This is a genomic window from Geodermatophilus sp. SYSU D00684 (assembly GCF_054050455.1).
On the sequence record NZ_JBJGZI010000008.1, the window covers coordinates 69,331 to 83,513 of the forward strand.

Genomic DNA, 14,183 nt, shown 5'->3' on the forward strand with positions numbered 1-14,183 from the left:
GCGCGCGCGTGCCCACCCGAGCACCCGCGACCCGAACGGACCCGATGTCCTCCCCTGCCCCGCGCCCGTCCCGTCCCGCCTGGCTGACGTCGGCCCGCGTCGCCCGCACCGAGGTGCTGGCCGGTCTCGTCGTCGCGCTGGCGCTCATCCCGGAGGCGATCAGCTTCTCGGTGCTCGCCGGCGTCGATCCGCAGGTGGGCCTGTTCGCCTCGTTCACCATGGCCGTCGTCATCGCGTTCACCGGCGGCCGGCCGGCGATGATCAGCGCGGCCACCGGGGCGGTCGCCCTCGTCGTCGCCCCGCTCGTGCACGACCACGGCCTGCAGTACCTGCTCGCCGCCGTCGTCCTGGGCGGGGTGTTCCAGGTGCTGCTCGCGGTGGCGGGCGTGGCCCGGCTGATGCGCTTCGTGCCGCGCAGCGTGATGGTCGGCTTCGTCAACGCGCTGGCTGTCCTGATCTTCGCCGCGCAGGTGCCGCACCTGGTCGGCGTGCCGTGGCTGGTGTACCCGCTGGTCGCCGCCGGCCTGGCGGTGATCGTGCTGCTGCCGCGGCTGACCACGGCCGTCCCGGCGCCGCTGGTGGCGATCGTGCTGCTCACCGCGGTCACCGTGCTGGCCGGCTGGGACCTGCCCGACGTCGGCGACGAGGGTGCGCTGCCCGACAGCCTGCCCGGGTTCGCGCTGCCGGACGTGCCGCTGACCGGGGAGACGCTGCGGATCGTCGCGCCCTATGCGCTCGGCGTCGCCTTCGTCGGGCTCATGGAGTCGCTGATGACGGCGCGACTGGTCGACGACCTCACCGACACCCGCTCGGACAAGACCCGCGAGTCGTGGGGCCAGGGCGTGGCCAACGTCGTCACCGGCCTGTTCGGCGGGATGGGCGGCTGCGCGATGATCGGCCAGACGATGATCAACGTGCGCTCCGGCGCCCGCACCCGGCTGTCCACCTTCCTGGCCGGGGCCCTGCTGCTCGTGCTGGTGGTCGCCCTCGGCGACGTCGTCGCGGTGATCCCCATGGCCGCGCTCGTCGCCGTCATGGTCTTCGTCTCCGCGGCCACCTTCGACTGGCACAGCCTGCGCACGCTGCCGCGGATGCCGCGCAGCGAGACGGCGGTCATGCTCGCGACCGTGGCCGTCGTCCTCGCCACCTCCAACCTGGCCATCGGCGTGGGCGCCGGGGTGCTCGTGGCGTGCGTGCTGTTCGCCCGCCGGGTGGCCCACCTGGTGCGGGTCACCCCGGACACCGCGCCCGACGGCACCCGGGTGTACCGCGTCTCGGGCGCGCTGTTCTTCGCCTCCAGCAACGACCTGCTCGACCGGTTCGACGTGGCCGGCGACCCCGACCGCGTCGTCGTCGACCTCTCCGCCGCCTCGGTCTGGGACGCCTCCACCGTGGCCACCCTCGACGCGCTCACCCAGCGCTACGCCGCGCACGGCACGACGGTGGAGATCACCGGGCTGGACCCCCACTCGGCGGCCCGCTACGAGCGGCACTCGGGGCAGCTCACCGGGACGCACTGAGCCGGCGGCTGCCGTGACCCGATCGTGCCTGGACGGCGGCACCCGCGTCGTGCCTCCGGCCGGAGTCGTCGCGGAGGGTGGCGACCCACCCTGAACGGGTGAGTTCGCAGCTCAGGGGCCTGCGCCGGGGGCGCACACCCCCGACGCTGTCCCGGTGCCGCTCTCCGCTCCCGGTCTGCCGGACCTGCCGCCGGACCTCGCCGGGCCGGTCGCGGTGGAGCTGGCCCGGCCGGTGCGGGACCTCCCCGTCGCGTCCGCGCTGCCCGGCGGCTGCCGCTACGAGCCCAAGTGGGACGGCTACCGGCTGGTGGTGGTCCGCGGCCGCGCCGGCACCCGGCTGTGGTCCAAGCAGGGCCGCGACCTCACCGACCGCTTCCCCGACCTCGCCGCGGCCGCGCTCGCCCAGGTCCCGGCCGGGACGGTCCTCGACGGCGAGGTCGTCGTCTGGAACGGCGAGCGGCTGGACTTCGGGCTGCTGCAGCGCCGGATGGCGACCGCCCCCTCCCGGATGGCCGCCCTGGCCGCCGCGCACCCCGCCTCCTACGTGGCCTTCGACCTGCTCGCCGCGGGCGGCGCCGACCAGCGCCGCCGGCCGTTCCGCGTCCGCCGCGCCGCCCTCGAGGAGCTCGCGCGGCGGTGGGCGCCGCCCCTGCAGCTCTCGCCGGTCACCGCCGACCCGGAGGAGGCCCGCGGCTGGGCCGCGGACCTGCGCCCGCTCGGCGTCGAGGGCCTGGTCGCCAAGGGCGCGGCCACCCGGTACGCGGGCGGGCGCCGCGAGTGGCTCAAGGTCAAGTCCTGGGAGACGACGGAGGTGCTCGCCGGCGGCGTCATCGGGCCGGTCGACCGCCCCAGCCAGCTGGTCGCCGGCCGCTGGCGGGACGGCGAGCTGGTCGTCGTCGGCCGCACCGGGCCCCTCTCCCCCGCGCAGTCGGCGGAGCTCGCCGCCGTCCTCACCCCCGCCGGCGAGGACCACCCCTGGCCCGAGCGGATCGGCACCGGCCGGTTCGGCGGCGGGCGGCTGTCGGTGGCGCTCACCCGCGTGCAGCCGACGGCCGTCGTCGAGGTCAGCGCGGACGCCGCGCTCACCGCCGGGGTGTTCCGGCACCCGCTGCGCTTCGTCCGGGTCCGCCCCGACCTGCGCCCCGCGGACGTGCCGCCCGCGGACTAGGGCCGCTGCGGCACCCGGCCCAGCGAGACGAGGAACCGGCGCAGCAGGCAGGCCAGCTGCGCGAGCTCGTCCTCGGACAGACCGGCCAGCAGGCCGCGCTCGGTCTCCAGGTGGTCCGGCAGCGCCGCGTCCAGCGCCGCCCGCCCCGCGTCGGTGAGCGTGACGACGACGGCCCGCCCGTCGGCCTCGCTGCGGGTGCGGGTGATCAGCCCCTTCTCCTCCAGCCGGTCCAGCCGCTGGGTGATCGCCCCGGAGGTGACCAGCGCGGTGCGCATCAGCGCCGTCGGCGTGAGCTGGTAGGGCTCCCCGGCGCGCCGGAGCGCGGCGAGCACGTCGAAGGACGGCGCGTCGAGGCCGTGCCGGGCGAAGGTCGCGCGCTGGGCGAGGTGGACCTCCCGCTGCAGCTGGGTGATCCGGCCGATGACCCCCATCGGCGAGCAGTCGAGATCGGGACGCTCCCGGGCCCACTGCTCGAGGATGAGGTCGACCGCGTCCTCCACGCAGGTACCTCAGCAGTGAGAGAACGGCAGCGTCAAGCCACGCCGCGCCGCGCCGCGGGCTCCACCAGGCCGGAGGCCAGCCGGACGGTGAGCCCTGCCGGGCCGGCCACCAGGTCGACCGCGTCCCACAGCTTGCGGGCCAGCCACAGGCCCATGCCGCCGACGGCGAGGTCGTCGCCGTGCGCCGGCACGAAGCCCGCGAGCGGGTCGGCGAAGCCGGTGCCGGAGTCGGTGACCGTGACCACCAGGGTGTCGCGGTCGGCCCACACGCGGGCGGAGATCGGCCGCCGGCCGTGCCGGAAGGCGTTGGCCGCCACCTCGCTCACGCCCAGGTGGAGGTCCGCGCGCTGGTCCTCGTCGGGGACGACCTCGGCGAACACCCGCCGCAGCTCGCCGCGCAGACCGGCCAGCGCCGGCGCGCCGTCGACGGCGTACACGGGATCCCCGGCCTCGACCGGCTCTCGGACGGCGGCGAGGTCCTGCAGGCAGGCGACCGGGTCGCGGTACTCGGAGTTGCTCACCCGCATGCCGCCCATCCACAGCTCCGGGTGGGTGTGCCGCGCGTTCCGGAGGACCTCGGCCGGCGCCCGGTCCCGGTCGTAGACGCACATGCAGGACAGCGGCGTCCCCTGCACGAGCGCGTTCGACGCCGCCTCGTACCGGAGGATCTCCCGCCAGCGCCGCCGGACCGACCCGTACAGCGGTTCGGCGAGGATGCGCAGCCGGCCCGACCCGCGGGTGGCGGCGTGCTCGACGCGCTGCCGGATGACGGCGAAGGCGTCGGGCACGCGGGCGCCGACGAGGAAGATCCGGGGGTCGTCCTCGAGCTCGTCGGACCGCATGCCGAGCGCCCGGCGGACCGCCGCGACGGTCTCCGGCGGGCAGGCGAGGACCGACAGGTCCCCGGCAGCCAGGCCCTCGTCCAGGTAGGCGGCGGCCACGGCCACCGCCTCGTCGTGCCCGCGGACCAGCGCGGCGGTGTGGGCGAAGGCCGACCGGGACGGGGTGGTGGACGAGCCCTGCGCCGCCGCGCCGCTCGTCGGTGCCGACCGCGTGACGGCCGCTTCCGTCCCAGGTTCCACTGGCCCCTCGACCGTCTCCGGTCCGGAACTGCTCCGGCCCATCGCTCCCGATTGTGGGGCACGGTGCGGGGAGCCCGCTCGCGGGGTGCCCGGTACGGCCCCGTCCGGGTGGGCCGGCGGCACTACGGCGCGGGCGACGGGACGGCCGGGACCCCGGCGAGGGCGAGCACGCGGGCCGGCGCGGAGCCCTCCGCGGTGCGCACCTCGGGGACCGCGCGGCGCTGCTCGGCCAGCCGGATCAGCTCGAGCACCAGCCCGACGCCGGCGCTGGCCAGGTAGGGCACCTGCCGCAGGTCCAGCACCACCCGCGACCCGGCCGCGACGCCGTCGAGCGCCTGCAGCGCCTCGGCACGCAGGACCGGGGTGGCGGCCAGGTCGACGTCGCCGGCGAACTCGAGCCGCACGCCGCCGGAGCCCCCGGTGCCAGGGCCCCGGCGCACGGTCAGGCGGGCCGGCCCGGCGTCGGTGCGGGCGACGGCGCGCCGGGGCACCGGCTCCCCCGGCCCGGGGCCGGCCGGGACGAAGCGGAAGCGCACCGTGGTGCCCGCGCCCTCGGCGCCGCTGTCGTCGACCGAGCGGGCCACCTCGACGTCGTCGGCCAGCGCCGAGATCAGCTCCAGCCCCCGGCCGCGGTACCCGCGGTCGGCCGGCGCCGGGCGCCACACGCCCTCGTCCCGCACGCAGACGTCGACGCTGCCGTCGGCGGTGCGCTCGAGCCGGTACTCGCAGCGGCCCTCGCCGGCGGTGGTGGCGTAGGCGTGCTCGACGGCGTTGGCCAGCGCCTCGCCGAGGGCCAGCTGCAGGTCGTCGAGGCAGTCCCCGGCCACCCCGGCCGCCCGCGCCCAGGCGGTCACGGTGCGCCGCACGCCGCGCAGCCGGGACGGGTCGGCCGGCAGCACCTCGTGCAGCGGCGGCGGGACCAGCCGGGCGGCGATGACCGCGACGTCGTCGGGGAGCGCGTCGTCGTCGAGCACCTCGGCCAGCAGCGCGCGGGTCAGCCGGTACGGCTCGACGTCGGAGAGCCGGGCCGCGGCGTCGGCGACCCGTCGCAGGCCGGTGTCCAGCGGCTCCCGGCGGCGCTCGACCAGGCCGTCGGTGTAGAGCAGCAGCGTCGTCCCGGGGGTGATCGGGGTGCTGCCCTCGGCGTAGGGCCGCCGGCCCGGCGCGCCGAGGACCGCGCCCGCGCCCGCCTCGAGGAAGGTCGCCGCGCCGTCGGCCACCAGCAGCGGCGGCGGGTGGCCGGCGCGGGCCCACCGCACGGTGCCGGCGGCCCAGTCGAGCACCAGGCAGGCCGCCGTCGAGGCCAGGGCGCCGGGCAGCCGCGCGGCGAACCGGTCCAGCAGCTCCAGCGCCTCGGCCGGGGAGCTGCCCTGCAGCAGCGCCGTGGACAGCGCGCTGCGCAGCTGCCCCATGACGGCGGCGGCGGCCGGGCCCTGCCCGACGACGTCGCCGACGGCGATGGCCACCCGGCTCCGGCCCAGCTCGACGACGTCGTACCAGTCGCCGCCGGCCGAGGTGCCCACGGCGCCGGGGAGGTACTCCGCGGCCAGCGCCAGCCGCTCCAGCCGGGGCACCGCGGCGGGCAGCAGGCTGAGCTGGATCGTGGAGGAGATGTCCTGCTGGGCGCGGTAGAGCCGGGCCCGCTCCAGCGCCGAGGCGCACTGCTCGGCGACGGCGAGGAGCATGCCGCGCTCCACGGCCCGGAACCGCTGGGCCGCCGGCGCACCCACGCCGACGACACCGACGACGCGGCCGGCGACCAGCAGCGGCAGCGCGACCACCGCGCCCGGACCGCCGGGCACGGGTTCGACGCCGGGCGAGGCGGCGGTGTCCTCGATCCAGACCGCACGCCGCTCCGCGGCCGCCCGCGTGACCGCCAGCGACGCGCCGAGCGGGATCTCCGACCACTGCTGCGCGTCCTGGTCGCCGGCGTTGCTCCACAGCAGGTGCAGCGCCCGCCGGGCGTCGTCGATCTCGTAGACGCCCACGGCGCTGCCCCGGCCGGTCAGGGCCTCGACGTGCCGGGCCGCCGCCTCGGCGACCTCCACCGGCGTGGTGGCGGCCGACAGCTCGGCGGTGACGCGCTGCAGCAGCCCCAGCCGGCGGGCGGTGGCCCGCTCGTCGGCCAGCAGCAGCGCGTTGTCCAGGGCCAGCGCGGCCCGGGTGGCGATCTCCTCGGCCAGCGCGCGGTCGTCGTCGTGGAACGGCGGGGCGTCGTCGCGGCGGCCCATCGCCAGCACCGCGCGCACCCGGCCGCGGACGGTGAGCGGCACGACCAGCGCCGAGCGGAGGTCCAGCCGGACGCCCCCGTCCCCCGCCCCGGACAGGAGCGGCCGCAGCACCGGTCGCCCGGTCTCGAGCACCTCGCGGCCCAGCCCGCCGTGCGGCTCCAGCCCGGCGAGCGCCGCGCGGACGTCGCCGTCGACGCCGGCGCGCCCGGCGTAGCGCAGCCGCCCGTCGTCACCGACCACGCGGACGGTGCAGGCGTCGGCCAGCCGCCGGTCGACCAGCAGCCGCGCGAGCCCCGTCAGCTGCCGCTCGGTCTCGGTCTCGCGGTCCAGCGCGGTGCCGACCTCGGCGAGCAGGGTCTGCCGCTCGGTCTCCCGGTACCGGGCGTTGATGTCGGTGCAACTGCCCACCCAGCCGCCGGCGGTGCCCCCGATCGGCACGGCGCGCTCGAGCAGCCAGTGGTAGGCGCCGTCGGCGCGGCGGAGCCGGAACTCGACCTCCCAGCCCTCCCCGGCGGCGACCGCGGCGGCCACGGTGCCCGCGTAGCGCTGCGCGTCCTGCGGGTGCAGCCCCGACCGCCAGCCCTCGCCGAGCTCCTCCTCGACCGCACGGCCGGTGAAGGCGGTCCACCCCGCGTTGAGGAACTGCCGCCGGCCGTCGTCGCCCGCGACCCAGATCAGCGCCGGCGCGAGGTCGGCCATGGTCGTGAACCGCTCCTCCGCCTCCCGGCGGGCGCGGCCGAGCTGCAGGTGGGCGTCGACGCGGGCGAGCAGCTCCTGCGCGGAGAACGGCTTGACCAGGTAGTCGTCGGCCCCGGCGGCCAGGCCCTCGACGGCGGCCTCCTGGCCGGCGCGGGCGGAGAGCAGGACCACCGGCACGCGGGAGGTGCGGGCGTCGGCGCGCAGCGCGGCCAGCAGCTGCATGCCGTCCAGCCGCGGCATCATCACGTCGCTGACGATGAGGTCCGGCGGGTCGGCCAGGGCCGCCTCCAGCGCCGCCTGCCCGTCGCCGACCGCCCGGACCTCGTGCAGCGGCGCGAGCAGCCGCACGACGTAGTCGCGCATGTCGGCGTTGTCGTCGGCGACCAGGACCCGGCCGGCGCGGCCACCCTGCGCGCCGGGTGCCGCCGCGGGGGCGTCGTCGGACTCCCCCGGCAGCCAGCGCAGCGCCTCGGCGACGAACGGGGTGGCGCCGGGCGAGATCACCGGCGCCTCGGCCGTCGCGGGGGCGAGGCGGTCGGCGGGCAGGTGCGCGGTGCCCAGCGGCACGCGGACGGTGAAGGCGGTGCCGACGTCGGGGGTGCTCTCCGCCTCGATCGACCCGCCGTGCAGGCCGACCAGCTCGCGGACCATCGCGAGCCCGATGCCGCTGCCCTCCCCCGAGCGGCTGCGGGCGCCGGAGACGCGGGAGAACCGCTCGAACAGCCGGGGCAGCTCCGCGGCGGGGATGCCGGTGCCGGTGTCGGCGACGGTGAGGACGGCGGCACCGTCCTCCTCGCGCACCCGCACGGTGATGCCGCCCGCGAAGGTGAACTTCAGGGCGTTGGAGAGCAGGTTGAGGACGACCTTCTCCCACATGTCCCGGTCGACGTGCACCGGCTGCGACAGCGGCGGGGTGTCGACGGTGAGCCGCAGCCCGGCCCGGTCGACGGCGGAGCGGAAGACGCTGGCCAGCTCCGCGGTGGTCGCGGCGAGGTCGACCGGCTCGAACCGGGCGTCGATGCGGCCGGCCTGGATGCGGGAGAAGTCGAGCAGGGTGTTGACCAGCTTCTGCAGCCGCAGCGCGTTGCGCTCGACGACCTCGAGCTCCTCGGCGACCCGGGCGTCGGCCGTGACCACCGGGGAGGACCGCAGCTCCGCGACCGGCCCCATGATCAGCGTCAGCGGCGTGCGGAACTCGTGGCTGACGTTGCTGAAGAAGTCGGTCTTGGCGCGGTCCAGCTCGGCGAGGGCCTCCGCGCGGCGCCGCTCGGCCGCGTGGCTGCCCGCGTTGGCCAGGCCCGAGGCGATCTGGCCGGCGACCAGCTCGAGGAAGCCGGTGTAGGCCTCGTCCAGGACGCGGTGCGGGTTGAGGCCGACGACCAGGAAGCCGGCGATGCCGGCGGCGTCGGGCAGCGGGGAGGAGATCGGCACGGCCAGCGCCCGCTCCGGCGGGCGGTCCCAGGCGCCGGTCGGCAGGCCGGGGAGGCGGTCGAGGCGGTCGACGACGACCTGCTCGCCCGCGCGCAGCCGGGACAGCGGCCACACCGCGTCGTCCGCGAGCGTCCGCGGCGCCGCGGCCGAGCCCGGCCTCAGGCCGGTGGCGGTGCCCAGCCGGGCGGTGCCGTCCTCGTCGACCAGGTAGGTGGCGGAGAACGGCAGGTCGGCGTCGTTGCGGGCGAGCTGCTCGCCGACGGCGGCCAGCACGTCGGCCTCGGTGCGCGTCGCGGCCACCGCCGTCGCCAGGTCGCGCAGGCTGGCCATCCGCCGCTCGGCCAGCACCCGGTCGGTGTTCTCGGTGACGACGCAGAGCATCCCGGCCGTGCGGCCCTCGTCGTCGGCGACCGGGCTGTAGGAGAAGGTGTGGTAGGTCTCCTCCGGGTAGCCGCTGCGCTCGAGGAACAGCAGCAGGTCCTCGTCCCAGGTGGCGATCCCGGTCGCGAGGACCGACTCGATCCGGGGGCCGATGTCGTCCCAGATCTCCGCCCACATCTCGCGGGCCGGCCGGCCCAGCGCCCACGGGTGCTTCCCCTGCAGGGTGTCGCGCTGGTAGGCGTCGTTGTAGAAGGCGGTCAGCTCGGGGCCGTAGGCGGCCCACATGGAGAACCGGGACGTGAGGACGATCCGGACGAGGTTGCGCAGCGCCGACGGCCACCGCCCGGGCGGGCCGACGGGCGTGCCGGACCAGTCGCGGGCGGCCATCTCCCGGCCCACCTCGCCACCGCCGGAGAACAGCGAGGTGAGCGCGTCCTCGGTCACCGCGCCACCACGCAGGGCAGCCTAGGCGCTGCTCCCGGGACCCGCCGCGTCCCGCCCGGCCAGGGCGTCGAGGGCGGCGCGGTCCAGCCCCGTCGCGGCGGCGACCTCGGCCGGGTCGACGGCGCCGCAGTCCAGCCCGCGCAGCACCACGCCGGCCAGCGCGCGGGCGGTGGCCGGCTCGTCGAGCACCCCGCCGTCGACCCGCTCGACGTAGGCCGCCAGCCGCCCGCCCGCGGCCGGCAGGGCGCCGCGGAAGAAGGCGTAGGTGGCCGCGTACCGGGTGACCAGCTGCGCGGGGTGCAGGTCCCAGCCCTGGTAGAGGCCGCGCTCCAGCGCCCGGCGGACCAGCCCGGCGTGCACCCGCCAGCCGGCGTGCACCTGCTCGCGGGAGCCGACGGGGAGCACGTTGGTGGAGCCGTCGACCGCCCGCGCGCCGGTCCCGGCGACGGCGACCTGCATGAGCTGCTTGGCGAGGTCGAGCGCCGGGTGGTCGGAGGACTGGTGCGCCGCCGCGATGCCCAGTGCCGCGCTGTAGTCGTAGGTGCCGTGGTGCAGGCCGGTCAGCCGGGGGCCGGCGGCGTGCACCATCCGCGCGAGGGTCACCGCGCCGTCGGCGCCGAGCACCGCCTGCGGCGTCTCCACCTGCAGCTCGAGGTCGAGGGCGACGCCGTGCGCGGCCTCCAGCGCGTCGAGCACCGGCAGGAAGGCCCGCACCTGCTCGACGTCGGTCACCTTGGGGAGGGTGACGGTGGCCCGCGGAGCGCTGACGGCCCCGAGGAAGAGGTCGAGGGAGCGGACGCCGCGGCGGCGGGTCGGGCCCTCGAGCGACTTGGCCCGGATGCCCGTCGACGGCGGCGCGACCCCGGCGTCGAGGTCGCCGGCCACCGCCTCGGCCGCGCGCAGGACGTCGCCGTCCTCGGCGTCGGGACGGCCGCGGTAGCCGTCCTCGGCGTCGACCCGCAGGTCCTCGACCGGCTCGGCGGCGAGCTTGGCGCGCACCCGGGGCAGCACCTGCTCGAGCAGCGCCGGGTCGTGGCCGAGGTCGGGCAGGCCGTGCTCGTCGAGCGCGGACAGCGCCGCGGCACCCCAGTCGGCGGCCAGGCCGGGGACCACGGCGTCGGCGGGCACGTAGCAGGTGTGCACCGGCTGCCGGCCCGGCCGTTCCCCCGGGTACGCGGCCGCCCGGGCGGCGTCGACGGGTGCGAGCCGCCGGTCGAGTTCTCCGTAGACCCCCTCGTCCAGGGTCACGGCGCAGCTCGGATGAGTTCGGCCCTCGTGCAGGGGCCCGCCGCGAGCTCGCGAGTGGTGGGGGGCACGGGGGTCCTTCCTCAGTCGATGAGCTCGTAGGCGGGGAGGGTGAGGAAGTCGGGGAACTCGTCGGCCAGCGCGACCTGCTCGAACAGCCGGCGGGCGTCGTCGAGGCGGGGCAGCTCGCCGATGCCCTCGACCTCCTCGGCGACGACGCGGCGCACCAGCTCCTCCGTCACCGTCTCGCCGGTGTCGAGCTCCACCCCGGCGTGCACCCACTGCCACACCTGGGAGCGGCTGATCTCGGCGGTGGCGGCGTCCTCCATGAGGCCGTGGATGCCGACGGCGCCGTTGCCGCCGAGCCACGCGGCCAGGTAGCGGATCGCGATCTCGACGTTGGCCCGCAGGCCGGCCATCGTGCGGGCACCGGGGACCCCGGCGACGTCGAGCAGCTGCGCCGCGGTCACCGACACCTCGGGGCGCTGCCGGTCGAGCTGGTTGGGGCGGTCGCCGAGGACGGCGTCGAAGGCCTCGCGGCAGACCGGCACCAGGTCGGGGTGGGCCACCCAGGAGCCGTCGAAGCCGTCGCCGGCCTCCCGGGTCTTGTCCTCGCGGACCTTCGCCAGCGCCCGCTCGTTCGCCTCGGCGTCCTTGCGGCTGGGGATGGCCGCGGCCATGCCGCCGATCGCCATGGCGCCGCGGCGGTGGCAGGCGGCGACGAGCTGGTCGGTGTAGGCGCGCATCATCGGCGCGGTCATGGTGACGGCGGCGCGGTCGGGCAGCACGAAGTCCGGGCCGGCCTCGCGGAAGACCTTGATGACGCTGAACAGGTAGTCCCAGCGCCCGGCGTTGAGGCCGGTGGCGTGGCTGCCCAGCGCGTGCAGCATCTCCTCCATCTCGAACGCGGCCGGGATGGTCTCGATGAGCATGGTGGCGCGGATCGAGCCCGCGGGGAGGCCCAGCACCTGCTCGGCGTGGTCGAAGACCAGCCTCCACAGCCCCGCCTCGAGCCGGCCCTCCATCTTCGGGAGGTAGAAGTACGGCCCGCTGCCGCGGGACAGCTGCTCGGCGGCGTTGTGGAACAGGTACAGCCCGGCGTCGACCAGCGCGCCCACGGTCGGCTGCCCCTCGACCAGCAGGTGCCGCTCGGGCAGGTGCCAGCCGCGCGGGCGCGGCACGATCGTGGGCAGGTCGCCGTCCTCGCGCAGCCGGTACTCCCGGCCCTCCGGCGTGGTGAACGCGAGCTGCCGGCGGACGGCGTCGCGGAGCACCAGCTGCCCGGTGACGACGTTGCGCCAGTGCGGGGTGTTGGCGTCCTCGAGGTCGGCGAGCCACACGTCGGCGCCGCAGTTGAGCGCGTTGACCGCCATCTTCGGCTCGGTCGGGCCGGTGATCTCCACGCGGCGGTCGACCAGGCCGGGCGGCGGCGGGGGCACCTGCCAGTCGCCGTCGCGGATCTCCGCGGTCTCGGGGCGGAAGTCCGCCCACCGGGCCGCGGCGATCTCGGCGCGGCGGGTGGCGCGGGCGGCGAGCAGGGCGTCGCGCTGCGGGCCGAACCGGCGCTGCAGGTCGGCGACGAACTCCAGCGCGTCGGGGGTCAGCACCTCCCCGGACCGCTCGACGTCGGGGCCCTCCACGCGCACGTCACTCACCGCTGGTCCCCTCTGCCGGCCGGGATGGGCTGCCATCCTGTCACCGTGTCCCGCCTCGACGAGTTCAACAGCGAGCCCGCCGACGCCGCCGTCGAGCAGCTGCGCGGCTGCAACGCCGCGCCGCGCTTCGCCGCCGAGCTGGTCGCCGGCCGCCCGTTCCCCGACGCCGACACCCTCGTCCGCCGGGCCGGGGAGGTGGCGCGGGCGCTGCCGTGGGACGAGGTGCAGCTGGCGCTGGCCGCGCACCCGCGGATCGGCGACCGGGTGCAGGGCTCCTCGGCCGAGGCGCAGGCCTCCCGCCGGGAGCAGGGCTCGATGGGCGGGGCCGACGACGGCACCCGCGCCGCGATCGTCGAGGGCAACCGCGCGTACGAGGAGCGGTTCGGGCACGTCTACCTGATCCGCGCGGCCGGGCGCTCCCCGGAGGAGATGCTCGCCGAGCTGCGCCGCCGGCTGGGCAACGCCGAGGACGCCGAGCGGGCCGAGGTGGTCGAGCAGCTGGCGCAGATCAGCGAGCTGCGGGTGCGCGGGCTGGTCTCGTGAGCGTCTCCACCCACGTGCTCGACGCCGTCGCCGGGCGGCCGGCCGCCGGGATCGCCGTCCGGCTGTTCGCGGGCGAGGACCTGCTCGCCGAGGGCACCACCGACGCCGACGGCCGCTGCCGGCTCACCGAGGACGCCACCGTCGCCGGCCCGCACCGGCTGGTGTTCGCCACCGGCCCCTGGTTCGCCGGGCGCGGGGTGGACGCCTTCTGGCCGGAGGTGACGCTGACCTTCGCCGTCACCGCGCCCGCCGAGCACCACCACGTGCCGCTGCTGCTCTCGCCGTTCGCCTACTCGACGTACCGGGGCAGCTGAGGCGCGCCGGTTCCACGTGCAACACCGGCGCAACGGCTGTGCGGCAGGCTGCGCGCATGGCGATCGTGCTCGGACCCAACCAGTACGGGAAGGCGGAGGTCCGCGTGGTCGCGGTCGACCGCAGCTCCCCCCGGCACGACCTCGTCGACCTGAACGTGAGCACCAGCCTGCGCGGGGACTTCACCGCCGCGCACACGCACGGCGACAACGCGCACGTGCTGACCACCGACGCGCAGAAGAACACCGTGTTCGCCTTCGCCCGCGACGGCGTCGGCTCGCCGGAGGCGTTCGGCCTGCGGCTGGCCCGCCACCTCGCCGGGTCCTACGACTGGATCACCGGCGCCCGGGTGGCCGTGGAGTCCTACGGCTGGGAGCGGATCGCCGTCGGCGGGCAGCCGCACGACCACGCGTTCCGCCGGCCCGGTGGGGAAGTGCGGACGGCGGTGGTCACCGTGGCCGGGGACGACGTGCACGTGCTCGCCGGCCTGACCGACCTCGTCGTCCTCAAGACCACCGGCTCGGAGTTCTGGGGCTTCCCGCGCGACCGGTACACGACGCTGGCCGAGACCCGCGACCGCATCCTCGCCACCGCGGTGACCGCGCGCTGGCGCTACCTCTCGGCCGACCTCGACTGGGACGCCGCGTTCGCCGGCGTCCGGACGACCCTGCTCGAGACGTTCGCCGCCACCCACTCCCTCGCGCTGCAGCAGACGCTCTACGCGATGGGCGAGGCGGTGCTCGCGCGCTTCCCCGACGTCGCCGAGGTCCGGATGTCGATGCCGAACCGGCACCACTTCCTGCAGGACCTCTCGGCGTACGGCCTGGACAACACCCCCGGCACCGGCTCCCCCGTCGTCTACCACGCCGACGACCGGCCCTACGGGCTCATCGAGGGCGCCGTCCTCCGCGACGACGTCCCGCCCGCCGAGGTCGCGTGGCTGGGCACGCCGGGCTTCTGCTGAGGTGGGCC

Annotated in this window: 10 protein-coding genes; 5 read left to right on the plus strand and 5 right to left on the minus strand. The window is 76.9% G+C overall.

What is annotated here, in order from left to right:
* The first annotated feature begins 44 nt into the window (after positions 1-44).
* Together ACI79L_RS07535 and ACI79L_RS07540 are read left to right on the plus strand one after the other, a co-directional pair.
* Positions 45-1,520 carry a SulP family inorganic anion transporter gene (locus ACI79L_RS07535; RefSeq protein ID WP_456936178.1) on the plus strand — a complete coding sequence of 492 codons (1,476 nt, stop codon included), beginning with the start codon at positions 45-47 and terminating at the stop codon, positions 1,518-1,520.
* Positions 1,521-1,674: 154 nt separating this feature from the next.
* Positions 1,675-2,688, plus strand: a complete 1,014-nt coding sequence (locus ACI79L_RS07540; protein ID WP_456936179.1) for an ATP-dependent DNA ligase — start codon at positions 1,675-1,677, stop codon at positions 2,686-2,688.
* Here ACI79L_RS07540 and ACI79L_RS07545 read toward each other — a convergent pair.
* From ACI79L_RS07545 to aceB, 5 genes are all read right to left on the minus strand, one after another.
* Complete coding sequence (locus ACI79L_RS07545; RefSeq protein WP_456936180.1) at positions 2,685-3,188, minus strand: MarR family winged helix-turn-helix transcriptional regulator; 504 nt, start codon at positions 3,186-3,188, stop codon at positions 2,685-2,687. The two genes, ACI79L_RS07540 and ACI79L_RS07545, sit on opposite strands and share 4 nt — an antisense overlap.
* Before the next feature lie 32 nt (positions 3,189-3,220).
* Positions 3,221-4,270: an anti-sigma factor RsbA family regulatory protein gene (locus ACI79L_RS07550; protein ID WP_456936181.1), complete on the minus strand. Its 1,050-nt coding sequence runs from the start codon at positions 4,268-4,270 to the stop codon at positions 3,221-3,223.
* 122 nt (positions 4,271-4,392) lie between these two features.
* Positions 4,393-9,456 carry a SpoIIE family protein phosphatase gene (locus tag ACI79L_RS07555; protein ID WP_456936182.1) on the minus strand — a complete coding sequence of 1,688 codons (5,064 nt, stop codon included), beginning with the start codon at positions 9,454-9,456 and terminating at the stop codon, positions 4,393-4,395.
* Between the two features lie 21 nt (positions 9,457-9,477).
* Positions 9,478-10,704 (minus strand): DUF6986 family protein, encoded by a 1,227-nt coding sequence (locus ACI79L_RS07560; RefSeq protein WP_456936183.1) that lies wholly within the window; start codon positions 10,702-10,704, stop codon positions 9,478-9,480.
* A gap of 80 nt (positions 10,705-10,784) precedes the next feature.
* The gene (aceB, locus tag ACI79L_RS07565) at positions 10,785-12,356 is read right to left on the minus strand and encodes a malate synthase A (protein WP_456936184.1); all 1,572 of its coding nucleotides are present in this window, start codon (positions 12,354-12,356) and stop codon (positions 10,785-10,787) included.
* 45 nt (positions 12,357-12,401) lie between these two features.
* On the opposite strand from aceB, the gene uraD reads away from it, so the two are divergent.
* The 3 genes from uraD to pucL are packed head-to-tail and all read left to right on the plus strand — an operon-like array spanning position 12,402 to position 14,175.
* Positions 12,402-12,899 carry a 2-oxo-4-hydroxy-4-carboxy-5-ureidoimidazoline decarboxylase gene (gene uraD / locus ACI79L_RS07570; protein WP_456936185.1) on the plus strand — a complete coding sequence of 166 codons (498 nt, stop codon included), beginning with the start codon at positions 12,402-12,404 and terminating at the stop codon, positions 12,897-12,899.
* On the plus strand, positions 12,896-13,213 hold the full coding sequence (uraH, locus tag ACI79L_RS07575; protein WP_456936186.1) for a hydroxyisourate hydrolase: 318 nt from the start codon (positions 12,896-12,898) through the stop codon (positions 13,211-13,213). The genes uraD and uraH overlap by 4 nt, the downstream gene beginning before the upstream one ends.
* A 56-nt stretch (positions 13,214-13,269) precedes the next feature.
* Positions 13,270-14,175 (plus strand): factor-independent urate hydroxylase, encoded by a 906-nt coding sequence (pucL, locus tag ACI79L_RS07580; RefSeq protein ID WP_456936187.1) that lies wholly within the window; start codon positions 13,270-13,272, stop codon positions 14,173-14,175.
* Positions 14,176-14,183: the final 8 nt, after the last annotated feature.